The following is a 21,551-nucleotide window of genomic DNA, read 5'->3' as shown; positions in this document are numbered from 1 at the left end:
CGGGGCCGAAGCCTCAGTTCGTCCCGTTGGGATAGAAGACGCCCTGGATGCGGCTGCCGGCGCCGGCGCCGCGCGGGGCGCCCGACATGGTCGCCGCGTCGGTGTTGACGTTATAGGTCAGCCGTCCGCCGGTCAGGACGTTCTTGCCCTGGTTCAGGATGACGTCGCCGGTCACGACCAGTTCGCCGTTCGACAGGGTGTAGACGGCGCGATCGCCGCGCATGGTCTGGGTCGGGGTGACGAAATAGACGGTCCCCGTGGCCTCGACGCGGGTGAACTCGCCCTGGGCGTCGCGGAAGGCGGTGATGGCCTCGGCCCGCAGACGGTTCTGGCCCTGGGTGATTTCCGCGCGTCCGCGCAGGCTGATGCGGTCCGTGGTCTGTTCGCCGTCGTCCGCGCCGAAGGCGATCGGCTGGCTGGAGGCGCCGCTCGTGGTTTGGGCGTCGCCGACGGCGGGCAGGGCCAGAAGGCTGAGCGCCGCCAGGGCCGCCGCAGCGCGACTGAGGGAGGTTTTCGATGTCATCGCCGTCATTCGCCTGATCCCGAGGGATTGATGGTCCCGCTTATCTTGGTGTCGCCAGAGCCCTTGAACACCACGCGCTCGCCCTGATCATAGATCGCATAGGACGAAGCGTTGATGGTTCCAATAGGGCCGGCGCCCTGAACGCCCCGTGAACCCGTGATGATTCCGGTCGAGGTGTCGACCACCGCCTCGGGCGTAGTCAGGACGAAGCCGGAGCCGCCGTCCGAAATCCGCACGTTCGGACCGATGGTCACGGTCTTGGCCTGTTCGTTGTAGGTGCCGCCGTCAGCGGTCATTTCGGTGACCTTGCGGCCGCCCAGGTTCAGCTTCAGCGCCGGGCCGACCAGGCGGAAATGGCCGGTGGCCGGATCGCGGATCGCGCCCTGGGCGCCGACGGTGAAGGCGCGGCCTTGCGCGTCCTGGCCGTGGAACAGAGGCTTGTCGAGCCGGACCTCCTGGCCCTGGCTGGCCTTGCGCTCGACCCCCGACATGACGGTGCGGAACACGGTCCAGGTCAGGACGCCGCCCGCCAGCACCAGGATGATGATCGGCAGGATGCGGCGGAACAGCTTGACCCGCCGCGAATGCGCCCGCCAGCGCGCGCCGGCCAGGACCACCCGCGCCTCGTCGGCTTCGTCGCCTGTATGACCGGGGCCAATGGGGTCGCGGGGGGCGGTCACGGGTCAGCTGTGGGCGAAGATGTCGATCTCGTCCCAGCCGGCGAGATCGAGCGCCGAACGGTCCGGCAGGAAGTCGAAGCAGCGGGCCGCCAGCTCGGTGCGGCCTTCGCGCGCCAGCATCAGGTCCAGCTTGGCGCGGGCGGCATGCAGGTAGAGGACGTCCGAGGCGGCGTAGTCCAGCTGGGCCTGGGTCAATTCGGCCGCGCCCCAGTCGGACGACTGCTGGGCCTTGGACAGGTCGACGCCGACCGTCTCGCGCACGACATCCTTCAGGCCGTGGCGGTCGGTGTAGGTGCGGGCCAGTTTGGAGGCGATCTTGGTGCAATAGACCGGCCGCGTCTCGACCCCGAGGTGCAGCAGGAACATGCCGATGTCGAACCGGCCGAAGTGGAAGATCTTGGTCACCGCCGGATCGGTCAGCAGCCGCTTCAGGTTCGGGCAGTCATAGTCGGGACGGTTCAGCCGCACGACATGGGCGTTTCCGTCGCCGGACGACAGCTGGACCACGCACAGGGGATCGCGGCGGAAGCGCAGGCCCATGGTCTCGGAATCAATGGCGACGTCCGGTCCCAAGTCCAGGTCGTCGGGCAGGTCGCCCTCGTGCAGGTAAACGGTCATGGTCAGGTTCTTACACGCGCAGGGCAAAGGTCGAAAGCGGCCTCAAGCCGCCTATCGCCGCGCGCGAGGCGATAGGCCCAAAAAGCAAACGGCGCCGTGTCCGAAAACACGACGCCGCTTATAATATGGTGCCCAGAAGAGGACTCGAACCTCCACGGCCGTTAAGCCACTGGCACCTGAAGCCAGCGCGTCTACCAATTCCGCCATCTGGGCCCCGTCGGCAGCGCCTTGCGGCGTTTCCATCGGGAAGGCGCGGACCTCTAAGGGAGGGTCCGGGCGGGGTCAACAGGGATTTTTCGTCGGAGGTCGGTTTTATTTCGCAAGCGCGGCCGTAACCCCCGGCGGGTGGCCATTCGGCGGGTCTGCGACTAGGGTGGCGTCTGTTTTCCGCGCCTTCTCCTCCCCTTGATCGGTGCGCCCGTGATTCTGACCGTCCTTCGCGGCGGCGCCGTCCTGGCGCTGCTTATCCTGTTCGTCGCCATGCTCGGTCCATTTCAGGGGGCCGAGGAGGGTATCGGCCTGAGCGACAAGCCGGCGCACGCCATCGGCTTCTTCATCATCACCGTCTGCCTGACCCTGATCGCGCCGGGCCTGGGGGTGTGGCGCACGGCCCTGCTGGCCCTGGCCCTGGGCGCGGGCGTCGAGGGGGTTCAGGGGCTCAGTGGACGGTCGGCCAATCTGTTCGACCTGATGGCGGACGGGGTAGGAATAGCGGCGGCCTCCGCCCTGCGCGCCTGGGCCGAACGGGCGAAGCCGGATCTGTTTCCCGCGCGTTAAGCCTGTTCGCTTACCCCGCTTTGAGGCCTGCCCCCTATGGATGGGGCATGGCGGACGCGTCCCAGATTTCACCGACGAAAGAGCGTCGCACCAGCCCCCGCGCGGCCTATCGCAAGCGGCGGCGGCGGCGCGAGCGGGTGCATATGTTCGGCCAGCTGGTCGATCTGGTTAAGCCCGAAGAGGTGCTGCACCACGTTCAGGACGCCGTGGCCGAGGGCCGCAAGAGCCTGGTCGCCAACCATAATCTGCACAGCCTGTATCTGATCCAGAAACATCCCGAGATGCGGCCCTTCTACGACAAGGCCGAGATGATCGAGGTGGATTCGACGCCGATGATCTGGTTCTCGCGGGCCCTGGGCCTGCACAGCCGGGGCTTTCACCGCTGCACCTATCTGGACTGGCGCGACCATTTCTGGAGCGTCGCCGACCGCAAGGGATGGCGCGTGATGTCGGTCGGCGGCGAGCCCGGCGTGGGCGAGGAGGCGGCGCGACGCCTGGGCGCCCGCTATCCCAAGGCCGAAATCCGCACCCGCCACGGCTTCTTCGACGCCACGCCTGGGTCGGCCGACAACGCCGAGATCGTCGCCGAGATTCAGGCGTTCAAGCCGCATATCCTGTTCGTCGGCATGGGGATGCCGCGCCAGGAGCTGTGGACCCTGGCGGTGTTCGACGCCCTGCCCGACTGCGTGATCTTCTCGGTCGGCGCGGCCTTCGACTATGAGGCGGGAACCCAGACGCCGGCGCCCCGCTGGATGGGCCGGGCCGGGGTCGAATGGGCCTATCGGCTGTTGCAGGATCCGCGTCGGCTGTTCACCCGCTATTGCGTCGAACCCTGGGCGCTGATCCCGCTGGCGATCCGCGACCTGCGCGCGGCGCGGCGTCGCATGGTCGGCAAGCAGGCCCGACGGACCGAGGACTTCGGCGCCCCGCCCGTCGATAATTTCCCGCGCGGCGCCTGACCGATCAGGACGGCGCGGCGATCCGGGAGCGGCGGCGGGGCTGGGACTCGCCCGACGGCGTCGTCAGGGGATTCTCGACGACCGGACGCGCTGTGGCCGCCGGCGGCGGGGGCGGCGCGCTGGAGACCGGGGCCGGCGCGGGTCGGGGCGCGACCGGGGCCTGAACCGGCGTCGACGACGGCAGGGCGAGCGGCGGCGGGGGCGCCATGGTGACCACAACGGGCGGCGGTGGGGCCAGCAAGGGATCGTCCAGCTCCAGCGGCTCGATCGGCGTCGCCACCAGGGCCATCTTCTCGATCGTCGGCTCGACGCCCGCATGGCGGCCGGTGAAGGCGGGCGGCAGGCCCCAGCCCCCGCCCCAACGATAGAAGATGTGGGTGCCGATCTGGCGCATCTTGACCAGACGCTCGGCCCAGTAGGGGGCGACCCAGTCGGTGTGATAGTGGGTCGCCATGCCGACGCCGGAGGCGACGAAGCCGTTCAGGGCGCCGCCGGCGGCCAGACGGGCGCGCGCCCAGCCCTCGGGCGAAGGCGGACGGGTCATGGCGCCGTCGCAGGTGAAGCTGAACTGGCAGCCCGTTGCGCGTTCCGAGCCCTGGAAGACCACGCCGCAGACGGTCTTGGGATAGGCCGGGTGGCGCATGCGGTTGATCACCACCTGGGCCACCGCCGCCTGCCCCGCCGCCGTCTCGCTGGCCGCCTCATAATAGACGGCGGCGGTCAGGCAATCGAGGGCGCGGGCGTAGTCCTCCAGTTTGTCAGCCGGCATGATGAAGGGCTTGGCCGAAAGGATCGGCAGGGTCGAGAACGGCAGGGCGGCGTTGAACGCCCGCGCCTCGTCCGGAGTGATCGGACGGATTTCGTCGGGCGCCAGGGTGGTGTCCAGCATCTGCTGCATGCCGCCCGGGGTCTGTTGCGCTAGTCCAGTCGGACGGACGAGGGCGGGCGCGCCGCGCGCCGCGCCCTGAGACCGGAACACCAGAACCGCCGCCACGGCGAGCGCCAGGGCCAGAAGCGCCAAGCCAATCACGTGAATCCGACGAATACGAATACGGCGCCGCGGCCGCTGCGTCGGGCGTGGCCGACGCGGTCCGGCGAAGGGCGGCGGCGTGGAAGGCGTTTCGCGGTCGATGGTCATTCTTGCTCCGGCAGAGGGGACGCAGGGCCGCGCGGGGCGTCCGATCAATCCACACACAGCAAGTGCGGCGCCGCGATGACGACGCCGTTTTCAGGATGAGGAACAAGGAAACGCCACGCCGCCCTGTGCCGTTTCGACCCAGTGCTGGCCGCTCTTGTATCAGGACGGGAACAAAAAATCTTGGGTAAAGCGAGCTCAGCCCGCCATGCGGACCCATTCGAAAGTCTTGCCGGGGGCCTGACGCTCGCGCCACCTATAGTCGGCCTGATCCCATCGCGAGATGCGACCGGTCAGATTGTCGAGGACGTAGTCGCCCCGGTCCGTGGCCACCAGAAGCACCGCGTGGATCTCGCCCCAGCGGGTCTCGACCACAGCGATGGATAGGGCGCCGACCGGATAGCCGGCGCGAACCAGGGCGCGGCGCTTGGCCAGGACGTAGTCTTCGCAATCGCCTCGGGCGCGCTCGCCGTTGGGAACCGCCCAGTAGTCGCCGACGCCGTAGACTCGGGCGTCCGAGCCGCTGCGGATCTGTCGATTGACCTGACGATTTATGCCTACGATCATCTTCCAGTCGGCGTCCGACAAGGCGATGACGGGGGCGGTCTTGATCGCTTCAGGACGCGCGCGGGAACGGTCCAGATCCCTTACGCGGGCAGAGACGTCACGACCGAAATCCTCGGCTGAAGGCGCAGCGTCGCCCTGGACAGCGCCCGCTTCCACGGCCGGTGCAGCGACGTCCTCCATCGCCACGGCGACGCCTTCGCGACGCGGATCCGAGACGGCGGGAGCGGCGGCGCGTTGGGGGAAGACCCGGCTCCAGTCGAAGCCGTTGGAGGCGCCTGAGGCCGGACGCGTCGCGGCCGGACGGCTGGAGGCGACCTGTTCGGTGTTTCCGAATACGCCGGCCCAATAGAGGGAATTGGCGCGCGCGCGCATCTCGGCGAGATTCACCCGCTCGCCCGGGGCGACACAGTCGCGGGGCGAACGCTCGCAGAAGTCGAGGAAGCCGGCCGGGGCTGCGGCGGCGGGGCCGACAGGCATGTGCGCCGGCCCGGCGGGTCGGGGTCCCGCAACGGCGGCCCCCGAAACGAAGACGGCGGTGGCGAAGACGGCGGCGCCGATCACGCCGGGGCGGCGCGGTGAGCGAACAATCGACATGGGCGATCCCTGTTTCATGGGATCACCCTGCCTGAGCCGTATCAATATGAGCCTTAGAAGTACGGTTTAGCGGTGCTGTAGAAGATTGGTTTCAGCGGGATTAAGCGCGTTTTCATCTGCGGCCCGATCTTTGCTGCGGCGCCGCATGCATCGCCTTGGAAACATCGGGCGGCTTGCGCTATGCTGGAACGAAGCGAGGGATGACGATCATGCGGAATTGGTTGAGTGCGGCTCTTCTGGGGCTCACCTTGATGTTCACCGTCGCCGCGTGCGGCGCCGGCCCCTTGGCGGCGGCCGGGCTGGCGGAGACGGCGGTGGATCCCAGCGTGGTCCGCACCGTGCCTGAATATCGGCTGGGCGCGGCGGATAAGGTCCGGGTCAATGTCTATGGCGAAGAAGGCCTGACCGGCGAGTTCATCGTCGGCGGCAGCGGCCGGATCTCCATGCCTCTGATCGGCGAAGTCCAGGCCGCCGGCCTGACCATTACGGAGTTCCAGACCGAGATCGCCGAGTCCCTGAAGAAGGGCTATATCAACGAGCCGCGCGTTTCGGCCGAGGTTCTGAACTATCGTCCCTTCTATATTCTGGGCGAGGTGAACAAGCCGGGCGAATATCCCTACACCAACAATCTGACGGTTCTGAACGCGGTCGCCACGGCGGAAGGCTTCACCTACCGGGCCAATACCCGTCAGGTCTATATCAAGCGCGCCGACGGCACGGGCGAACAGGCCTATCCGTTGACGACGGCGACCCAGGTGGCGCCGGGGGACACCATCCGCATCGGCGAGCGCTTCTTCTGAGGCGACAGGCTTGCCAAGCCCCCGGCGGTTGCTGATCTAGGGGGATGTTCGCCAAACTGTTCAAACGCCGCCCTTTGGAACCCGAGCGCCGCAAGGCCTCGACGCCGGAGGACACGGCGGCCTGGGCGGTGGGGGACATCCACGGGCGGCTGGACCTGCTGACGCCCCTGGTCGAGGCGATGATCGCGGACCTCGAGGCCTCGACCGCAAGCCGAAAACTGCTGATCTTCCTGGGCGACTATATCGACCGGGGGCCGGACTCGAAGGGGGTCATCGACCTGCTGGCCGGCCTGCGTAGCCGCGGCCTGTTCGAGCTGCACTTCCTGCGCGGCAATCACGAGGACCGGATGGAGGCCTTCCTGGTCGATCCCGAAATGGGACCGGGTTGGTGCGACTATGGCGGTCGCGAGGCCCTGGCCTCGTATGGGGTGAGCCCGCCGTTCGACAAGACCGACGCCGCCGGATGGGCCGCCGCCTGCGAAGCCCTGAACGCCGCCGTCGATGAGCGCCAGCGCGCCTTCCTGGCCGCCCAGGACTACAGTTTTAGCCTGGGGGACTATTTCTTCGCCCATGCGGGGGCCGAACCCGGCGTGCCGCTGGACCAGCAGGATCCGCAGCAGCTGATGTGGGTGCGGCACGAATTCCTGAACCACCCTGCCCCGTTCGAGCGGGTCGTCGTCCATGGCCATACGCCCACGGAAGCCGTCCACGCGGATCACCGCCGGATCGGCCTGGACACCGGCGCCTACGCCACCGGCGTGCTGACGGCGCTGAGGCTGGAGGGCGAGACGCGCGAGCTGGTGCAGACGGCCTCGGCCGGCGGACAGGTCAGCCTAAGCCGCGGCCCGCTGTGAAATCAGGCGCGGCCGATCAGATCGGCATGGCCATGATTTCCTTATAGGCGGAAATCACCTGGTCGCGGACCGAGATCACGGTTTCCAGAGACGCCTCGGCCGAGCTGAGCGCGGTCACGACATCGATCAGATTGCCGTTGCCCTGGATCGACTGGGTCATCTGGGTCTCGGCCGCCCTGGACTGCTGCGTCATGTCGGTCATGGCGTTCTTAACCAGGTCGGCGAAGCCGTTGTCGCCGGAGGCGGGCGGTTGCGCCGCCGTGGGCATGGCCGCGCCTTGAACGGCGGCGTAGGCGCGGGCGGCCATCATCGGGTTCATGGCCTAGTCCTCAGCGTTTGATGATGTCGAGGGTGCGGCTGTCCATCGACCGCGCCGTCTCGATGACGTTCAGATTGGCTTCGTAGGCGCGCTGGGCCTCGCGCATGTCCATGGACTCGACCAGGGTGTTGACGTTGGGCCGCATCACATAGCCCTGCTCATTGGCGGCCGGGTGCGAGGGATCATATTCCATATTGAAGTCGCTCTGGTCCGGCCGAACCTCGGCCAGGACCACACCGGTTGCGCCGTCGACCTCGCGCGCCTGAAAGACCGGGATCTGGCGGCGATAGGGCTCGCCGCCGGGGGTGCGGGCGGTGGACTGGGCGTTGGCGATATTCTCGGCGATGACGCGCATGCGCGACTGCTGGGCCTTGAGGGCCGAGGCCGCCACCGCCATGGCGCTGTTCGAGGGGGGGATGGGATCAGGCATGGATCAGTCCTTCGTCTCAAGCCGCGCCGGGCTTGCGCGCGGCCATGCGGATCATGGACATGGATTTCTGGTAGAAGCCGATGGCGGCGTCATAGGCCATGCGGCTCTCGGCCATCTTCAGCATCTGCTCCTCGACCACCACCGAGTTGCCGTCGAGCGTGGTCTCGGAGTCCGGCGACTTGGATGCGTCGAAGCGCGGCGCGCTGACGGCGGGGGCGATGTGGGCGCGGTTGGTGCGGACGACCTGAAGCCCCCCGCCCGAGCGCAGGGCGGCGGCGAAGTCGGTCGGCTGTTTCAGATCGCGGCCGCCGTAACCGGGCGTATCGGCGTTGGCCACGTTCTCGGCGATGACCCGCTGGCGTTCGTCCAGCCAGCCCAGCCGGCCCTTGATCTGCCCCAGCAGCGGAATGTCGGCGACGCCCATGGCGATCTCCCGTGGCGCAGATGTGCGCGATGGGCAGAAAATGCCGCCTGCATGGTTAACAGGCCGTTATCTAAACCCATCGTTAACCGTGGTGGTTAAGACTCTGGGAACAGCGCCGACAGCGCGGGGCCCTAAGCGTATGAATTTCCTCGATCTCGCCCGCGCCGTTTTTGGCCTGGCCTTTACCCTGGGTCTGATCGGCCTGGCCGCCTATGCGGCGCGCCGCTACGCCCCGCAGCTGATGGCCAGGCTGAACGCCCAGCGCGGCGAGCGGCGGATGCAGGTGGTCGAGACCCTGGTGCTGGACCCCGCGCGGCGGCTGGTCCTAGTGCGGATCGACGAGGAGGAACGGCTGATCCTGCTGGGCGAAGGCCGCGAACTGATCGAGCCGCGCCAGACGGAGATCTTCAAGTGAAGGGGATTTTCACGATCCCCACAGGCGCCGAGCTGAAGCGCGCGGCCCTGCTGTCGCTGTTCACCAGCCTGGTCTGCCTGGCCTGGCCGCTGGCGGCCTTCGCCCAGGATGCGGCGGCGGGGGGATCGTCGCTGAACATCGACCTGGGAACGGGCGCGGGCCTGACCCAGCGGGTGGTGCAGCTGGTCGGGCTGATGACCGTGCTGTCGCTGGCGCCGTCGATCGTCATCATGACCACCAGTTTCGTGCGAATCGTCGTGGTTCTGTCGCTGTTGCGGACGGCCCTGGGCATGCAGCAGTCGCCGCCGAACGCGGTTCTAGTGTCCCTGGCCCTGTTCCTGAGCGCCATCGTCATGGCCCCGACCTGGCAGGACGCCTATGATTCGGGCATCCGTCCGCTGCTGGATCAGCAGATGGAATTGCCCCAGGCCTTCGATGCGGCGTCGGAACCTGTGAAAACCTTCATGCTGGCCCAGGTGGACCGCGGAGACCTGGCCCTGTTCACCCGATTGAGCCGCGTCGAGGCCCCGACCAACCTGCAGGATCTGCCCCTGCGGGTGGTCACGCCGGCCTTCATGATCAGCGAGTTGAAGAAGGCGTTCGAGATCGGATTTCTTCTTTTTATTCCGTTCCTTGTCATCGATCTGGTGGTCGCCAGCGTGCTGATGTCCATGGGTATGATGATGCTGCCGCCGGTGGTGGTCTCCCTGCCCTTCAAGCTGATCTTCTTCGTGCTGGTGGACGGCTGGAGACTGGTCGCGGGAAGCTTGGTCGAGAGCTTCCAACGGGCGTCCGGAACCGGATAATCCCCGCCCCATAAGGCTTTGCGCCTTTTACCCGCTTGCAATACCGGGAGAAATCCGTGTTGATCCCCCAGTCCTCGCCCTGAATCGGGCGACTAACACTGGAAATGTTTCTTATGACCACTCAAGCCGAACTGATCGCCGCCGTCGCCAAGGACGCCGGTGTCTCGCAGGCCGACGCCGGCAAGGTGCTGACCGCCATCGTCGAGAACATCCACGCCAGCCTGAAGGCCGGCGGCGACGTGCGCATCTCGAACCTGGGCGTCTTCGACACCGCCGCCCGCGCCGAGCGTGAAGGCCGCAACCCGGCCACGGGCGCGACCATCAAGATCGCCGCCTCCAAGGCCGTTCGCTTCCGCGTGTCCAAGCCGCTGAAGGACGCCGTCAACGGCTAAGGTTTTTCGGTCCCTGCGGGGACCGATCAGCTGATCAACGGGCGGGAGTCGCTGGGCGATTCCCGCCCGTTTCTTTTCTGAAGTCCTGTTTGGCCGCGTTGACCCAGCCGACAAAGGTGTCCGCATTGGCGGACAGGCCCGAGAAATCGGCGACCCCCGCCACGCCCGACAGATCGTCATCCAGCGCCACGCGGATGGCGTTGGCCGACCGGGCCCGCGCGACGAAGGGCGAATACTGACCCCGCAGCCGGTCGAGCGCCGCGCGATTGCCGGTCAGCGAATAGCCGACGCCGGCGCGGATCAGCCAGCTTTCCTCGACCGGGGTCAGGGGCGTGGCGCCCTGCTTGTAGCGATCGCCCAGTCGGGCCTCATACAGGGGGGCCGCCTCGGCCCATTTCTGCTGTTTCCAGAAGATGTCGCCGCGCACCTCGCGCGCCGGACCGGACTGATCCTTGTCCAGCACTTCCAGCGCATGGTCGTAGCGGCCCAGATCCATCAGGGCGCGGGCCTCCAACGCCCGACGTTCGGCGTTGACGGCGGTCGGCAGCAGGGTGGTGCGGGAGCCCCAGATGGCTTGCAGCGCCTTCTCCGGCTGGCGATCCATCAGATAGACGGTGGCCAGATTGGTGGCGACCTGGGCCCGGGCCACCCCGTCCAGACGGTTGTCGACCTGATATTTCAGCAGCTCTGCGGCCTGATCCAGCAGATCGACGTCGATCAGGCGACGCGACAGACGCCGCACCATCTCGTCGCCGTCGGCGCCGATGGGGGTCAGTTCGCGGAAATCATAGAACAGCGCCAGGGACTGGACCGGCTGGAGGCCGTCGGCGGCGCCTTCCAGGAACAGGGCGCGGAAGGCGTTGGACTGATCGGCCTGGATCTCGGCCGCGCCGGGCACGCCCGCCATCCGCTTGCCGGCGCCGCGCAGGGCGTCCAGGGCCTCACGGTAGCGACCCTGCTGAAGATAGATGCCCGCCAGCTTGCGGACCACCGCCAGCTCGGTCGCGTCGCCGCGCCAGCGCCACTTCAGAAGTTCCAGCTGCTGGGCCGCCTGGTCCGGCGTCAGGACGCCCTTTTCCATCTCGAGGCTGATGGCGCCCAGTTTGGCGGGGGTGGCGATGCCGTCGAGCGGCGCGCGGGCCACGGCCTTGTAGACCGCCAGCGCTCGCGCCTTGTCGCCGGACAAGTCGAACAGGCGGGCCTGAACCACCCGGGCGGTCAGTTGATCGGCGGCCGAGGCGTTCTGGCTGAAGACGTAGTCCAGCAGTTGACGGGCGGCCGGCAGGTCGTTGGTTTCAAGAGCCGCCAGGGCGTGGGCGGCGCCGAAACGGGCGCGCCATTCCTTGGGAAAGTCGTCGATGACCGAGGCGCCGGCGGCGAAGGCCCGCCGCGCCTCTTCCCAGTCGCCCCGTTCGGCCGCCAGATAGCCCTGCCAGACCTTGGCGGAGGGATCATTGGACAGGGCCGAGCCGGCGAAATCGACTTGGGCCTCTTCCAGCCGGCCGACGCCGACACGGGCGGCGCCGCGCAGGCCGCGCACCTCGGGCTCGCCCTGCATATTGGGGGCCTTGGCGATCAGGGCGTTGAGGACGCCGATGGCCTCGTAGTTCAGGCCCGATCCGACCAGGAACCGGGCCAGGGCCATCCGCGCCGCGATGGGGGCGCGGGGATTGTCGGTTCCGGCGATGGTCTCCTGAGCCGCCGCGTCCTGAAGACGGCGATAGCGTTCGGAGAAGCCGTCCTCGCCGGCGGCCGCCCATTCCTCGAGGATCAGCGCCGGGTAGGCCGCGCGTTTGGGGGCGTCGCTCTCGGCGCCGGCGGCCTCCAGCGTCGCCGACGGCGGCGACAGGGTCAGGCCCTGGGGACGGCTGAGGGTGACGAGGTCGCCCTCGGCCTCGATCTTCAGGTCGTCGGTCGTGGTTTCGACCGCCAGACCCTGGGCGGTCGGGATCAGGCTGAGATCGACGGTGCTGCGCGTGCCCGAGAACCCCTTGCCGGGCGCCAGGGCGGTGACGGCGGCGAAACGGTCGCCGACGAGGGGGTCGGTCAGCCAGACGGTCTTGGTCGCCCCGGCCATCCGCGCCACCAGACTGGCGGACCCGTCCTCCGAACGGTCGATCTCGACGCCCGAGGCGCCGGCGGGCGGACCGCCGATGGTCACGGTCCAGGTTCCGCCCTGCCCCTCGGCGACGACGGCCAGGCCATCGGGCGCGGCGATACGCACGGCTGTATAGTCGGGGCCGGCGGCCCAGCGCGCGTCCTTGGCGGGCCCCAGGGCCTTGGCCCCGGTCAGGTCCATCTTGGCGGCGGTGTCGAACACCACCCAGACCGCCTCGCCGCGGCGGAAGACGGCGGCGCCGACCGGCGCGCCCCACTGGAAGGTCAGAACCGTCTTCTCGGGCGAGGAGACGGCGCGGACGGGGACGACGGAATTGACGAGGGCGGCGCGTTCTTCCGGCGTCGGCTCGGGCGCCTTGCCCGGCGCATAGAGGTTCAGCCAGACGGCGCCGTCGGCGACGCCCGATCGGGCGTCGGCGCCCTCGGCCAGGGTGATGACCAGATCGGTCGCCCCGCCCCGCGCCATTCGCGTCTCGACGGCCTTGACCCCCTCGGGCGGGTCGACCCGCAGGCGCGAGACGTCGGGCGCGGCCGAGACGCCCAGGCGGACAATGACCTTGTCGGCCTCGCGCCGGACCTGGCTGCGCACGCCGATGACGCCGCCGAATTCCACTCGGGTGAATTCGCCGGCCTGGCCGATGCTGATCGACAACGGATCGCTGGACCGGCCCGCCTCTTTCGCCAGGGGCGCGAGGGGCGCAAAGGCGACCGCGCCAGCCGCGGCGGCGGCCACGGTCGACTTCAGGAGGCGCTTGCTGTGCGAGGTCCCGGACATATCCGTGGAGCCTTGCCTCACAAGCTCTTTAATCGCGGTTAACCGATTTCACAGAAATCGACGCGTTCGTTGACGGCTGATCGCCGCCGTGGTCCCTTCAGAACCGAACTGGAGGCTTCCATGACGCCGCTTCTGCTCGCCCTCGCGCTCCAGGCCGCCACGCCGCCCACGCCGGACGAACCGCCCGCCCTCGATGGGGCCTGGACGGTGGACCTGACCGTCGATCCGGCCCAGCCCTACCTGAAGACCATGCACCTGACTCTCGCGCCCGGCGGGACCGTTACGGGTGATTTTTACGACAGCGAGATCCTGGCCGGCCGGTGGAAGCGACAAAAGGGCAAGCTCTGCGTCAGTTTCCGCACCACGGACGGCGCAGGCGCCTACCACACCGCGGCCTGCCAGGCGGGCGATCACGTCGAGGGTCAGACCTGGGCCGAGCACCGCGACTTCGTTTTCATCTGGACCGCCGCGCGCCCGACCGAAGACTGAACGATGGACAAGTCGTCCACGCGACAACGGGGCTGCGAACCTCCATATAGACCGGATGACGGATTATCCTCGCCTGAGCACCCTTAAGACAGGCCTGGCCTGCCGCTGCCCCCGCTGTGGCGAGGGGCCGTTGTTCAAGGGCTATCTGACCCTGCGAGAGGCCTGCCCCAAATGCGGGCTCAGCTACGCCTTCGCCGATCCAGCGGACGGTCCTGCCTTCTTCGTCATGACGGCGGTCGGGGTGGTGGGCATGATCCTGCTGATGGTGTTCGACTTTACGGTGAAGCCGCCCATCTGGGTGCATGCCGTGGTGACCCTGCCGATCCTGATCGCCATGTGCCTGGGTTGCCTGCGGCCGTTCAAGGCCTGGCTGGTGGCGGAGCAGTATGTGCACAAGGCCGCGCCGCCGGAGTTTTCCAGCAACGGCAAGCACGGGGATTGAGGAGGCGGGGCGCAGCCCCCTCTCACGCCGTCATCCTTAGGGGATAGGGCGTTCTTCGCCCTGAACCTTACACCTCAGTCGATGCAGAGGGTCGCGCCCGCCTTGCCGTCCTCGACGGGCGTGTTGCAGCCGAAGCGGTCGCTGGTCGCCTGGCAGACGCCGGCCGTGGCGGCGCCGGCCTCGATGCCGGTGTTGCCTTCGACGCGGCAGTCGCCCTGGCACTGGTCGCCGTCGGTGCAGCGCTTGCCGGCGTCGGCGTAAGAGATGACGCACTGCCAGGATTGCATCCGGCCGACCTGTTTCATCGTGCCGCCCCGCGTGGCGCAGGCCGAGGCGTCGGCGCTCTGCATCGGGGCGTCGGAGCCGGCGCCCGTCGTCGTCTGAGGGGTGCAGGCGGCCGCCATCAGGGCGGCGGCGGCGGCGAGAGCGATACGGATCATTTGACCTGTCCTTTGGTGAAGCCCGACCAGACGTCGTCGTAGTCGAGCTGCATCTGCGGTGATTCCGACGCCCATTTCGTGACACGGATCGGCGCCCGGGTCTCGAACATGAAGGCCAGGGTGTCAGTGATCTTGTGCGGCTTCAGTTCCGCCTGGATCGCGCCCTCATAGCTGGCCTGGTCGGGGCCATGGCCGCTCATCCGGTTGTGCAGGCTGGCGCCGCCCGGGGCGAAACCGCCGGCCTTGGCGTCATAGGCGCCGGTCACCAGGCCCATGAACTCGCTCATGACGTTGCGGTGGAACCAGGGCGGGCGGAAGGTATGCTCGGCCACCATCCAGCGCGGAGGGAAGATGACGAAGTCGATATTGGCGGTGCCCGGCGTCTCGGACGGGCTGGTCAGGACGGTGAAGATCGACGGATCGGGGTGGTCGTAGCTGACCGTGTTGATCGTGTTGAACCGCGCTGTGTCATAGCGGCAGGGCGCCAGATTGCCGTGCCAGGCCACCACATCCAGCGGGCTGTGGTCGAAGGTCGTGGCCCACAGGCGTCCGCCGTATTTCTGGACGCACTGGGTCGGGCGATCCACGTCCTCGAAGGCCGCGACCGGGGTTTCGAAGTCGCGCGGATTGGCCAGGCCGTTGGCGCCGATCGGCCCCAGGTCCGGCAGGCGGAACGGGCTGCCGTAGTTTTCGCAGACATAGCCGCGAACGGGCCCGTCGATCTCGACGCGGAAGCGGACGCCGCGCGGGATCAGGACCACATGGCCGGGTTCGGCCTCGATCACGCCCATCTCGGTGACGAAGCGATGGGCGCCTTGCTGGGGCACGATCAGCAGTTCGCCGTCGGCGTCGTAGAAGACGCGGTCCACCATCGACCGGTTGGCGACATAGAGGTGAACGCCCGCACCGGCCCCGGCGTCGGGATCGCCGTTTCCGCCGTAGGTGACCAGACCCTCGACCCAGTCGGTCGCGGTCTCGGGGATGGGCAAAGGGTCCCAGCGCATCCGGTTGGGATTGGGCGGGGTCTCGTCGAACGGGCCGGAGCGGACCCGTCCCTGGTCGAAGGCCACATAGGGGCCGTGCTGGGCCGAGGGGCGCAGGCGGTACAGCCAGCTGCGCCGGTTCTCGGCGCGCGGGGCGGTGAAGGCCGTGCCGGACAACTGTTCGGCATACAGGCCCATCGGCGTCTTCTGCGGCGAGTTCTGGCCCTGCGGCAGGGCGCCGGGCGCGGCCTCGGTCGCGAAATGATTGCCGAAGCCGGTTTGATAGGCGGGCGCGTTGGATCGCGTCATGTGGGTCTCCCTATGCCCCCGGTTTAGCCGGGGCGGCGACCGTCGTCACCCTGTTCAGGGCTGCAACAGCTTGGCCGCCCGCGCGTTGACAGCCGCCAGGGAGCCGCAACGCCATGATCTATCTGACCCGCGCCGTCTTCGGCTTCGCCAGCCTCATGCTGCTGATGTCGGCCGTCGCCTTGATCGGTTTCGGCCTGGCGGACGCCTTGAAGGAGATCAGCCGTCCGGACCGGTCCGGGGCGGACGCCGTGCTGAACATGCTGGGCTATGTCATCGTCGCCATCGCCGTCTTCGACGTGGCCAAATATATCTTCGAGGACGAGGTTCGGCGCGGCAACGAGCGGCGGAGCGCGGCCGAGGCCCGGCGCAGCCTGACCAAGTTCCTGTCCACCATCGTCATCGCCCTGTTCCTGGAGGCCCTGGTGGTGGTGTTCAAGACGGCGCGCGAGGATGTGGCCCTGCTGATCTATCCCGCCGCCCTGCTGATCGCCGCCGTCCTGGTGCTGGTCGGCCTGGGGGCTTTCCAGCGCTTTTCGGCCTCGGTCGAGGAGAAGGTCGGCGACGACGACCAGGAAGAGGAGCGCAAGGACGAGGTCAAGCGCAAGACCGACGCCCGGAAGTCCTAGGCCGACTTGGGCAGGAAGGGCGAGAAGGTGATGACGGTGAAGGTGTCGCGGATATGCGGCCGGGTCTGGACCTGTTTCGTCACGAAGGTCCCGATGTCGGCGTCGCGCGGCAGGTTGAACTTGGCCAGCAGGTCGTGCTGGCCCGAGGTGGAATAGACCTCGGAGACATTCTCGACATTGTCGACGATGTCGGCGGCCACGTCATTGGCGTAGCCCAGCTCGGTTTTGATGAAGACGAAGATGGCGGTCATCATGGCGGGGGCTCCTGTTGCTGGCCGCCTCCTAAACCCTTTTGGACGCGGCGTCGAAGACGGCGGATGAAACAATATGTTCCGCCCTCGCCCGCCGAACCCGGTCGTGCGGCTTTCGCTTTCGGCGGCGGCTGAGATAAGCAGGGACAGGGCCGGGCGACCGGTCGGTGCAACACAGACGTTCCGGCGCGGGTCGGACAGGCGGAGATTTTAGACATGGCCCATGATCGCGTCAGCGTGCTTCAGGCGCTCGAGACCCAGGGCGTCTGCCCGGTCTTCTATCATCCCGATCCCGAGGTCAGCCTGAACGTCATCCGCGCCTGTGCGCGCGGCGGGGCGCCGGTGGTGGAGTTCACCAATCGTGGCGACTTCGCCTGCGACCTGTTCGGCGAGATCAATCGCGAACTGATCAAGACCGACCCCGAGGTGGTGCTGGGCATCGGCTCGGTGGTCGATAGCGGCACGGCGTCGCTGTACCTGAACCGGGGCGCGCGCTTCGTGGTCAGCCCCTGCCTGGTCCCCGACGTGGCCAAGGTCTGCAACCGGCGCATGGTGGCCTATTTCCCCGGCTGCGGCTCGGTGACGGATATCGGCGAGGCGCACGAGCTGGGCTGCGACATCGTCAAACTGTTCCCCGGTTCGTCGGTCGGCGGCCCGGACTTCGTCAAGGCGGTCAAGGGGCCGATGCCCTGGGTCAAGATCATGCCGACGGGCGGCGTCGATCCGGACGAGGCCTCGATCGCCAAATGGTTCGGCGCGGGCATCGTTGCGGCGGGCATGGGGTCGAAACTGGTGACGGACGAGGCCGTCAAGTCGGGCGACTGGGGCGCCATCGAAACCAAGGTCCGCGCGACCGTGGACGCCGTGGCGGCGTTCCGGGCGTCGAAGGGCTAAACCTCCCCACGTCGCCCTCGCACAAACCTGACGACGACGGAGAAGGAGCGCTGACGCGGTCGATGGCGGGAGTTGAATTGCCCATGATTCGCTCCCACATCTGCGACTGAACCCGGACGTATCCGGCCAACTTTCATTTGCGCTCAAGCCGCTTGCCCCCGCAGGCCCGGCGACCGCGCCCCAAGGAGCCATTCATGGCGACTGTTAAAGTCACGGACGAAAGCTTCGACGCCGACGTCCTGAAATCCTCCACCCCCGTCCTGGTGGACTTCTGGGCCGAATGGTGCGGCCCCTGCAAACAGATCGGCCCGGCGCTGGAACAGATCGCCGACGAACTGGGCGGTCAGGTCACCGTGGCCAAGATCAATATCGACGACAGCCCCATGACCCCGTCCAAACTGGGCGTGAAGGGCATCCCCACCCTGATGCTGTTCAAGGACGGTCAGATGACCTCGATGAAGGTCGGCGCCATGCCCAAGGGCAAGATCGTCGAATGGCTGGCCGAGGCGGGCGTCAAGGCCTAGGCCTGATCCCCTGACGGATCGCTGAAGATCGAACGCCCGCCGGTTCCGACCGGCGGGCGCTTTCGTTTTACGGCTGGGCCGGACCGACCTCCACCAGCACCACGTCATAGGTCTTCATCGGCATGCTCAGCCGCCCCCGCCCGTCGGCCCCGACGGTGACGGACTGCACCTCGGGCGTATCGCGCGTCAGGTCGTTCAGCCGCTGCAACTGGGCGGCGTCCAGCGCGGCCGGGGCGCCCATTTCCAGATAGGCCGTATAGGCGTCATTGGACCGGAACCCGACCCGTCGCACCGTCGCGCGGTGGACGCCGGGCGTCAGGTTCTGAACCACGATGTCCAGCGGCGCCGCCGCCGACGGCTCGCGCACCTGACGGAAGAAGGGCCGATTGCTGATCGGCTGGTCCGGCAGTTCATAGCGCCAGGCCAGCACCTGCACCGTCTCGCCCTTCAGCGCCGCGATGCTCTGGGCGTCGCCGGTCGCCAGTTCCCGGTCGCCCAGGCTGTTCAGATATTTGTAGGCGAAGAAGGTCGGTTTGCGCACGCCCTGCGGGTTCATCAGGCCGAACCCGCCGTCGAACGGCTTGGTCTGCGGGCCCGGCTCCTCGAACAGGTCGCTGAAGGCCCAGTAGCTCATGCCCTGAACCAGGCCCTCGCTCTCGCGCAGCTTGGTCAGGATGTAGGAGGCGCCGAAATAGTCGTCGTGGATCGGATCGCGCGGATTATAGCTGGTGCTCCATTCGGTGAAGAACAGCGGCAGGCCCGGCCGGGTCGAGGCTTCGATCTGCCCCCTCACCTTGCGCACGTCCGAAACCACGGCGTCCGGCGCGCGCGACAGCTTGTTGTCGCCCTCGCCCTTCTCGTCCAGGAAACCGCCCTCGACGCCATAGGTGTGGGTGGTGACGAAATCGACCGGCAGCTGGTGCTGATCGGCATAGGCCAGGAACTCAGGCGCCCAGGCCGCGCCGGCGGTGGACGGTCCGCCGACCCGCAACGTCGGATCCACCGCCTTGATGGCCCGGACCGTCCGTCCGTAATAGTCGAAATAGGCCGCCTGATCGGCCCGTTCCCAGAAGCCGTCCAGGTTCGGCTCGTTCCAGAACTCGAAATACCAGGACCGCACCTCTTCGGCGCCGTAGCGGCCGATCAGATGTCGCACGAAGGCGTCGATCAGCCCGCTCCACTTCTCCTTCTGCGGATGGGAGGTATTGCCCTTCCAGTGGAAGATGGTCTGGTCCGAGGTCTTCATCGCATCCGGCGTGAAGCCCAGTTCGATAAAGGGCTTGAGCCCCATGCCCAGCAGGCGGTCGTACAGCTGGTCGATGCGGGTCCAGTCATAGACCGGCTGGCCGTCCACCTCGCGATACACGCCCATGTCGTCGTGGAAGATGTCGTGGAAGCGGATGTAGCGGAAGCCCAGCTCGTCCTGCACCGTCTTCAACTGAGCCAGGGCGTCCTCGCGGCCGGTCGTGCCGGGATAGTCGGCGCCGACCGAGAAGTCGGCCATCCGGTCGCGCGGCGTCGTCGCCCCTCGGGCGTCCACCACGATGGGCCGAGCGGCCGACGCGCTCTGCGCAGCCGCCGGCCCGGCCAGCACCGCCAAGGCCGCGATCAGGGCAAGCCCTGCTCGGCCTGACATCTTCATCCGATCCATGGTTTCCATCCGTTGTCGTTTCATTTTGGTAGCGCTAACAAAAGCGCCGGGCAACCCGGTCATCTGGCCGCAGCTTCACGTCTTCGGGACGAAGCTCCTCTTGGTGTGGTAGGTCAGGCCCCATGAGCCAAGACGATAAAACCCCGGACCCGTCCGCCCCCGCCGACGAAACCCCCGTCCAGCGCGCCCTGCGTCTGAAGAAGGCGGCGCTCGACGCCCGGCCCCAGGCCCCGCGCGGCGGCCGTTTCCAACGCGAACAGAACGCCCGCATCGCGGCGGGCAAATCCCGCCCCTGGATGAGCAAGTAAGGCCATCATACCAGACTCTCCCTCCCCCTGCGGGGGAGGGGGGCGGAGGCGTAGCCGGAGCCGGGTGGGAACGGCAGGGCGACACATCTCAAGTCAGATCAGTGCGCTTTTGCCTTGCCGCCCCCACCCCGTCGCTGCGCGACGCCCCTCCCCCTCAGGGGGAGGGAGAGAAATCACTCCGGCCAGGTCTCGCGGCTCGCCCCCAGCACCTCGCCCGCCAGATACAGCGACCCGCAGATCGCCACCCGTCCCGCGCCGAGCCGCAGCGCCAGATCCACCGCCTCGCCGACCGATCCCGCCGGCGTCGCCGCCAGCCCGTGCCCGCGCGCTACGGCCGCCAGGGCCGCCGGCTCGGCCGCCGCCCCGTCGAAGCCGACCGTGAACACCGTCGCCTGACTGTCCTTCAGCGCCGCAAAGAACCCGCCCGCATCCTTGTTCGCCAATATCCCGCAGATCAGGGCCAGCGGACGCGGCGCCCGCGCCTGCCGCTCGGCCAGAAACGCCGCCAGCGCCCTCGCCGCATGGGGATTATGCCCCCCGTCCAGCCACAGTTCGGCGTCCGCCGCCTTCGCGGCCTCGCCATACGGACCCGCCGAAATCCGTTGCAGCCGCGCGGGCCAGCGCACGGCCTTCAGCCCCTGCGCGATCGCCGCCTCGGGCAGATCCAGCTCGACCGCCGCCGCCACGGCTAAAGCCGCATTGTCGATCTGATGCGCCCCCGCCAAGGCCGGCGCCGGCAGGTCCATGAACAGTTCGGCCGTCTGGAAGGCCAGCCCGCCCCGCTCGGCCCAGGCGTCGAAATCCACCCCAAGCACCGTCAGCCGCGCATGAACATCGACGGCCCGCCGCTCGATGGCCTTCATCGCCTCTTCCTGCTGGCGCGCGATCACCGCCGGCGCGCCCGCCTTCAATACCCCCGCCTTCTCCGAGGCGATGACGGCCAGGTCCGTGCCCAGGAACTCCGCATGATCGTAATCGACCGGCGCAATGACGCTCAACAACGGCCGCTCGATGACATTGGTAGCGTCCAGCACCCCGCCCAGGCCGACCTCGATAATGGCCAGATCGGCCGGGGTCTCGGCCATGGCCAGGAAGGCGGCGGCGGTGGTGCTCTCGAACACCGTCGCCTCGCCGGCGACGGCCTCGATCCGGTCGAGGATGGCGTTCAGATGATCGTCCTCGATCAACCGCCCGGCCAGCCGGATCCGCTCGTTGAACCTCACCAGATGGGGCGAGGTATAGGCATGGACCTTCAGACCCGCCGCCTCGGCGATGGCCCGGATCATGGCCACGGTGGACCCCTTGCCGTTCGTGCCCGCTACATGAACCACCGGCGGCAGCCTGTGCTGCGGATCGCCCAGGGCGGCGCACAGGGCCTTCATCCGATCCAGCGACAGATCGATCCGTTGCGGATGTCGGGCGCGCAGCCGCTCGGAAATCGGGTCCAT

27 protein-coding genes and 1 tRNA gene are annotated in these 21,551 nt (G+C 67.9%); 13 read left to right on the top strand and 15 right to left on the bottom strand.

All coding sequences use genetic code 11. The features are described from left to right. Window positions 1-13: 13 nt before the first annotated feature. The 4 genes from ACW17X_RS14955 to ACW17X_RS14940 all read right to left on the bottom strand — a co-directional run bounded on the left by ACW17X_RS14955 (window position 14) and on the right by ACW17X_RS14940 (window position 2,034). Window positions 14-532, bottom strand: a complete 519-nt coding sequence (locus ACW17X_RS14955) for an LptA/OstA family protein (RefSeq protein ID WP_492098581.1) — start codon at window positions 530-532, stop codon at window positions 14-16. Further along, window positions 529-1,203, bottom strand: coding sequence for an LPS export ABC transporter periplasmic protein LptC (gene lptC / locus ACW17X_RS14950; protein WP_492089056.1), 675 nt, complete (start codon window positions 1,201-1,203; stop codon window positions 529-531). Before lptC ends, ACW17X_RS14955 begins: the two co-directional genes overlap by 4 nt. Window positions 1,204-1,206: 3 nt before the next feature. Beyond that, window positions 1,207-1,821, bottom strand: coding sequence for a ribonuclease D (locus ACW17X_RS14945; RefSeq protein ID WP_492089055.1), 615 nt, complete (start codon window positions 1,819-1,821; stop codon window positions 1,207-1,209). Window positions 1,822-1,947: 126 nt separating this feature from the next. Beyond that, window positions 1,948-2,034, bottom strand: a tRNA-Leu gene (locus ACW17X_RS14940). Window positions 2,035-2,241: 207 nt separating this feature from the next. Here ACW17X_RS14940 and ACW17X_RS14935 point away from each other — a divergent pair. Then, window positions 2,242-2,598 carry a VanZ family protein gene (locus tag ACW17X_RS14935; protein WP_492098579.1) on the top strand — a complete coding sequence of 119 codons (357 nt, stop codon included), beginning with the start codon at window positions 2,242-2,244 and terminating at the stop codon, window positions 2,596-2,598. Between the two features lie 47 nt (window positions 2,599-2,645). Beyond that, complete coding sequence (locus tag ACW17X_RS14930) at window positions 2,646-3,557, top strand: WecB/TagA/CpsF family glycosyltransferase (protein ID WP_492098577.1); 912 nt, start codon at window positions 2,646-2,648, stop codon at window positions 3,555-3,557. 4 nt (window positions 3,558-3,561) lie between these two features. On the opposite strand, the gene ACW17X_RS14925 is transcribed toward ACW17X_RS14930, so the two are convergent. Both ACW17X_RS14925 and ACW17X_RS14920 read right to left on the bottom strand, forming a co-directional pair. Further along, entirely contained in the window at window positions 3,562-4,695 is a 1,134-nt protein-coding gene (locus ACW17X_RS14925) for a cell wall hydrolase (RefSeq protein ID WP_492098575.1), read from the bottom strand. Between the two features lie 195 nt (window positions 4,696-4,890). Beyond that, a complete protein-coding gene (locus ACW17X_RS14920) occupies window positions 4,891-5,853 on the bottom strand; it encodes a transglutaminase-like cysteine peptidase (RefSeq protein WP_492098573.1) in 963 nt (320 codons plus the stop codon). 209 nt (window positions 5,854-6,062) lie between these two features. On the opposite strand from ACW17X_RS14920, the gene ACW17X_RS14915 reads away from it, so the two are divergent. Both ACW17X_RS14915 and ACW17X_RS14910 read left to right on the top strand, forming a co-directional pair. Beyond that, a complete protein-coding gene (locus ACW17X_RS14915) occupies window positions 6,063-6,653 on the top strand; it encodes a polysaccharide biosynthesis/export family protein (RefSeq protein WP_492098571.1) in 591 nt (196 codons plus the stop codon). A 44-nt stretch (window positions 6,654-6,697) separates the two neighbouring features. Beyond that, window positions 6,698-7,507: a metallophosphoesterase family protein gene (locus ACW17X_RS14910; RefSeq protein WP_492098569.1), complete on the top strand. Its 810-nt coding sequence runs from the start codon at window positions 6,698-6,700 to the stop codon at window positions 7,505-7,507. 16 nt (window positions 7,508-7,523) lie between these two features. On the opposite strand, the gene fliE is transcribed toward ACW17X_RS14910, so the two are convergent. The 3 genes from fliE to flgB are packed head-to-tail and all read right to left on the bottom strand — an operon-like array spanning window position 7,524 to window position 8,680. Next, window positions 7,524-7,826: a flagellar hook-basal body complex protein FliE gene (fliE, locus tag ACW17X_RS14905; protein ID WP_492098567.1), complete on the bottom strand. Its 303-nt coding sequence runs from the start codon at window positions 7,824-7,826 to the stop codon at window positions 7,524-7,526. 10 nt (window positions 7,827-7,836) lie between these two features. Further along, on the bottom strand, window positions 7,837-8,256 hold the full coding sequence (gene flgC, locus ACW17X_RS14900; RefSeq protein WP_492098565.1) for a flagellar basal body rod protein FlgC: 420 nt from the start codon (window positions 8,254-8,256) through the stop codon (window positions 7,837-7,839). Between the two features lie 16 nt (window positions 8,257-8,272). Beyond that, window positions 8,273-8,680, bottom strand: a complete 408-nt coding sequence (flgB, locus tag ACW17X_RS14895; RefSeq protein ID WP_492089046.1) for a flagellar basal body rod protein FlgB — start codon at window positions 8,678-8,680, stop codon at window positions 8,273-8,275. 139 nt (window positions 8,681-8,819) lie between these two features. Between flgB and ACW17X_RS14890 the strand changes: the two genes are divergently transcribed. The 3 genes from ACW17X_RS14890 to ACW17X_RS14880 all read left to right on the top strand — a co-directional run bounded on the left by ACW17X_RS14890 (window position 8,820) and on the right by ACW17X_RS14880 (window position 10,293). Next, window positions 8,820-9,095 (top strand): flagellar biosynthetic protein FliO, encoded by a 276-nt coding sequence (locus tag ACW17X_RS14890; RefSeq protein WP_271163761.1) that lies wholly within the window; start codon window positions 8,820-8,822, stop codon window positions 9,093-9,095. After that, window positions 9,092-9,901 (top strand): flagellar type III secretion system pore protein FliP, encoded by an 810-nt coding sequence (gene fliP, locus ACW17X_RS14885; protein ID WP_492098563.1) that lies wholly within the window; start codon window positions 9,092-9,094, stop codon window positions 9,899-9,901. The genes ACW17X_RS14890 and fliP overlap by 4 nt, the downstream gene beginning before the upstream one ends. Window positions 9,902-10,014: 113 nt before the next feature. Then, window positions 10,015-10,293: an HU family DNA-binding protein gene (locus ACW17X_RS14880; protein ID WP_008263548.1), complete on the top strand. Its 279-nt coding sequence runs from the start codon at window positions 10,015-10,017 to the stop codon at window positions 10,291-10,293. A 34-nt stretch (window positions 10,294-10,327) separates the two neighbouring features. Here ACW17X_RS14880 and ACW17X_RS14875 read toward each other — a convergent pair whose 3' ends face one another. Beyond that, window positions 10,328-13,186 (bottom strand): tetratricopeptide repeat protein, encoded by a 2,859-nt coding sequence (locus ACW17X_RS14875; RefSeq protein ID WP_492098561.1) that lies wholly within the window; start codon window positions 13,184-13,186, stop codon window positions 10,328-10,330. Window positions 13,187-13,306: 120 nt separating this feature from the next. On the opposite strand from ACW17X_RS14875, the gene ACW17X_RS14870 reads away from it, so the two are divergent. After that, window positions 13,307-13,675, top strand: coding sequence for a hypothetical protein (locus tag ACW17X_RS14870; protein WP_492098559.1), 369 nt, complete (start codon window positions 13,307-13,309; stop codon window positions 13,673-13,675). A 55-nt stretch (window positions 13,676-13,730) separates the two neighbouring features. After that, window positions 13,731-14,117, top strand: a complete 387-nt coding sequence (locus tag ACW17X_RS14865) for a DUF983 domain-containing protein (protein WP_492098557.1) — start codon at window positions 13,731-13,733, stop codon at window positions 14,115-14,117. Window positions 14,118-14,191: 74 nt separating this feature from the next. Here ACW17X_RS14865 and ACW17X_RS14860 read toward each other — a convergent pair whose 3' ends face one another. Continuing rightward, the gene (locus ACW17X_RS14860) at window positions 14,192-14,557 is read right to left on the bottom strand and encodes a hypothetical protein (protein WP_492098556.1); all 366 of its coding nucleotides are present in this window, start codon (window positions 14,555-14,557) and stop codon (window positions 14,192-14,194) included. Further along, window positions 14,554-15,849, bottom strand: a complete 1,296-nt coding sequence (gene hmgA, locus ACW17X_RS14855) for a homogentisate 1,2-dioxygenase (protein ID WP_492098554.1) — start codon at window positions 15,847-15,849, stop codon at window positions 14,554-14,556. Before hmgA ends, ACW17X_RS14860 begins: the two co-directional genes overlap by 4 nt. A 113-nt stretch (window positions 15,850-15,962) precedes the next feature. Between hmgA and ACW17X_RS14850 the strand changes: the two genes are divergently transcribed. Beyond that, entirely contained in the window at window positions 15,963-16,475 is a 513-nt protein-coding gene (locus ACW17X_RS14850; RefSeq protein WP_492098552.1) for a GNAT family acetyltransferase, read from the top strand. On the opposite strand, the gene ACW17X_RS14845 is transcribed toward ACW17X_RS14850, so the two are convergent. Then, complete coding sequence (locus ACW17X_RS14845) at window positions 16,472-16,729, bottom strand: Lrp/AsnC ligand binding domain-containing protein (RefSeq protein ID WP_492098550.1); 258 nt, start codon at window positions 16,727-16,729, stop codon at window positions 16,472-16,474. The genes ACW17X_RS14850 and ACW17X_RS14845 overlap by 4 nt on opposite strands. 213 nt (window positions 16,730-16,942) lie before the next feature. Between ACW17X_RS14845 and ACW17X_RS14840 the strand changes: the two genes are divergently transcribed. Further along, window positions 16,943-17,620, top strand: a complete 678-nt coding sequence (locus ACW17X_RS14840; protein ID WP_492098548.1) for a bifunctional 4-hydroxy-2-oxoglutarate aldolase/2-dehydro-3-deoxy-phosphogluconate aldolase — start codon at window positions 16,943-16,945, stop codon at window positions 17,618-17,620. A gap of 194 nt (window positions 17,621-17,814) precedes the next feature. Next, window positions 17,815-18,144, top strand: coding sequence for a thioredoxin (gene trxA, locus ACW17X_RS14835; protein ID WP_492098546.1), 330 nt, complete (start codon window positions 17,815-17,817; stop codon window positions 18,142-18,144). 67 nt (window positions 18,145-18,211) lie between these two features. Here trxA and ACW17X_RS14830 read toward each other — a convergent pair whose 3' ends face one another. Next, window positions 18,212-19,795, bottom strand: a complete 1,584-nt coding sequence (locus tag ACW17X_RS14830) for a GH39 family glycosyl hydrolase (RefSeq protein ID WP_492098544.1) — start codon at window positions 19,793-19,795, stop codon at window positions 18,212-18,214. A 122-nt stretch (window positions 19,796-19,917) separates the two neighbouring features. Here ACW17X_RS14830 and ACW17X_RS14825 point away from each other — a divergent pair, with 122 nt between their 5' ends. Continuing rightward, the gene (locus ACW17X_RS14825; protein ID WP_492098543.1) at window positions 19,918-20,103 is read left to right on the top strand and encodes a hypothetical protein; all 186 of its coding nucleotides are present in this window, start codon (window positions 19,918-19,920) and stop codon (window positions 20,101-20,103) included. A gap of 173 nt (window positions 20,104-20,276) precedes the next feature. On the opposite strand, the gene ACW17X_RS14820 is transcribed toward ACW17X_RS14825, so the two are convergent. Continuing rightward, window positions 20,277-21,551 carry a bifunctional folylpolyglutamate synthase/dihydrofolate synthase gene (locus ACW17X_RS14820; protein WP_492098541.1) on the bottom strand — a complete coding sequence of 425 codons (1,275 nt, stop codon included), beginning with the start codon at window positions 21,549-21,551 and terminating at the stop codon, window positions 20,277-20,279.

The sequence above is a fragment of the Brevundimonas sp. FV1ye4L genome (assembly GCF_058681255.1).
The sequence above is the reverse complement of the archived record's forward strand: the minus strand, read 5'-3'. Positions and strand labels throughout refer to the sequence as shown.

What these genes read in the sequence shown, in the direction of transcription:
- ACW17X_RS14955 (WP_492098581.1), bottom strand. Translation starts at nt 532, where the DNA reads ATGACGGCGATGACATCGAAAACCTCCCTCAGTCGCGCTGCGGCGGCC.
- ACW17X_RS14945 (WP_492089055.1), bottom strand. Translation starts at nt 1,821, where the DNA reads ATGACCGTTTACCTGCACGAGGGCGACCTGCCCGACGACCTGGACTTG.
- ACW17X_RS14930 (WP_492098577.1), top strand. Translation starts at nt 2,646, where the DNA reads ATGGCGGACGCGTCCCAGATTTCACCGACGAAAGAGCGTCGCACCAGC.
- ACW17X_RS14925 (WP_492098575.1), bottom strand. Translation starts at nt 4,695, where the DNA reads ATGACCATCGACCGCGAAACGCCTTCCACGCCGCCGCCCTTCGCCGGA.
- ACW17X_RS14920 (WP_492098573.1), bottom strand. Translation starts at nt 5,853, where the DNA reads ATGTCGATTGTTCGCTCACCGCGCCGCCCCGGCGTGATCGGCGCCGCC.
- ACW17X_RS14915 (WP_492098571.1), top strand. Translation starts at nt 6,063, where the DNA reads ATGCGGAATTGGTTGAGTGCGGCTCTTCTGGGGCTCACCTTGATGTTC.
- ACW17X_RS14910 (WP_492098569.1), top strand. Translation starts at nt 6,698, where the DNA reads ATGTTCGCCAAACTGTTCAAACGCCGCCCTTTGGAACCCGAGCGCCGC.
- fliE (WP_492098567.1), bottom strand. Translation starts at nt 7,826, where the DNA reads ATGAACCCGATGATGGCCGCCCGCGCCTACGCCGCCGTTCAAGGCGCG.
- flgC (WP_492098565.1), bottom strand. Translation starts at nt 8,256, where the DNA reads ATGCCTGATCCCATCCCCCCCTCGAACAGCGCCATGGCGGTGGCGGCC.
- flgB (WP_492089046.1), bottom strand. Translation starts at nt 8,680, where the DNA reads ATGGGCGTCGCCGACATTCCGCTGCTGGGGCAGATCAAGGGCCGGCTG.
- ACW17X_RS14890 (WP_271163761.1), top strand. Translation starts at nt 8,820, where the DNA reads ATGAATTTCCTCGATCTCGCCCGCGCCGTTTTTGGCCTGGCCTTTACC.
- ACW17X_RS14880 (WP_008263548.1), top strand. Translation starts at nt 10,015, where the DNA reads ATGACCACTCAAGCCGAACTGATCGCCGCCGTCGCCAAGGACGCCGGT.
- ACW17X_RS14875 (WP_492098561.1), bottom strand. Translation starts at nt 13,186, where the DNA reads ATGTCCGGGACCTCGCACAGCAAGCGCCTCCTGAAGTCGACCGTGGCC.
- ACW17X_RS14870 (WP_492098559.1), top strand. Translation starts at nt 13,307, where the DNA reads ATGACGCCGCTTCTGCTCGCCCTCGCGCTCCAGGCCGCCACGCCGCCC.
- ACW17X_RS14865 (WP_492098557.1), top strand. Translation starts at nt 13,731, where the DNA reads ATGACGGATTATCCTCGCCTGAGCACCCTTAAGACAGGCCTGGCCTGC.
- ACW17X_RS14860 (WP_492098556.1), bottom strand. Translation starts at nt 14,557, where the DNA reads ATGATCCGTATCGCTCTCGCCGCCGCCGCCGCCCTGATGGCGGCCGCC.
- hmgA (WP_492098554.1), bottom strand. Translation starts at nt 15,849, where the DNA reads ATGACGCGATCCAACGCGCCCGCCTATCAAACCGGCTTCGGCAATCAT.
- ACW17X_RS14850 (WP_492098552.1), top strand. Translation starts at nt 15,963, where the DNA reads ATGATCTATCTGACCCGCGCCGTCTTCGGCTTCGCCAGCCTCATGCTG.
- ACW17X_RS14845 (WP_492098550.1), bottom strand. Translation starts at nt 16,729, where the DNA reads ATGATGACCGCCATCTTCGTCTTCATCAAAACCGAGCTGGGCTACGCC.
- ACW17X_RS14840 (WP_492098548.1), top strand. Translation starts at nt 16,943, where the DNA reads ATGGCCCATGATCGCGTCAGCGTGCTTCAGGCGCTCGAGACCCAGGGC.
- trxA (WP_492098546.1), top strand. Translation starts at nt 17,815, where the DNA reads ATGGCGACTGTTAAAGTCACGGACGAAAGCTTCGACGCCGACGTCCTG.
- ACW17X_RS14830 (WP_492098544.1), bottom strand. Translation starts at nt 19,795, where the DNA reads ATGGATCGGATGAAGATGTCAGGCCGAGCAGGGCTTGCCCTGATCGCG.
- ACW17X_RS14825 (WP_492098543.1), top strand. Translation starts at nt 19,918, where the DNA reads ATGAGCCAAGACGATAAAACCCCGGACCCGTCCGCCCCCGCCGACGAA.
- ACW17X_RS14820 (WP_492098541.1), bottom strand. Translation starts at nt 21,551, where the DNA reads ATGGACCCGATTTCCGAGCGGCTGCGCGCCCGACATCCGCAACGGATC.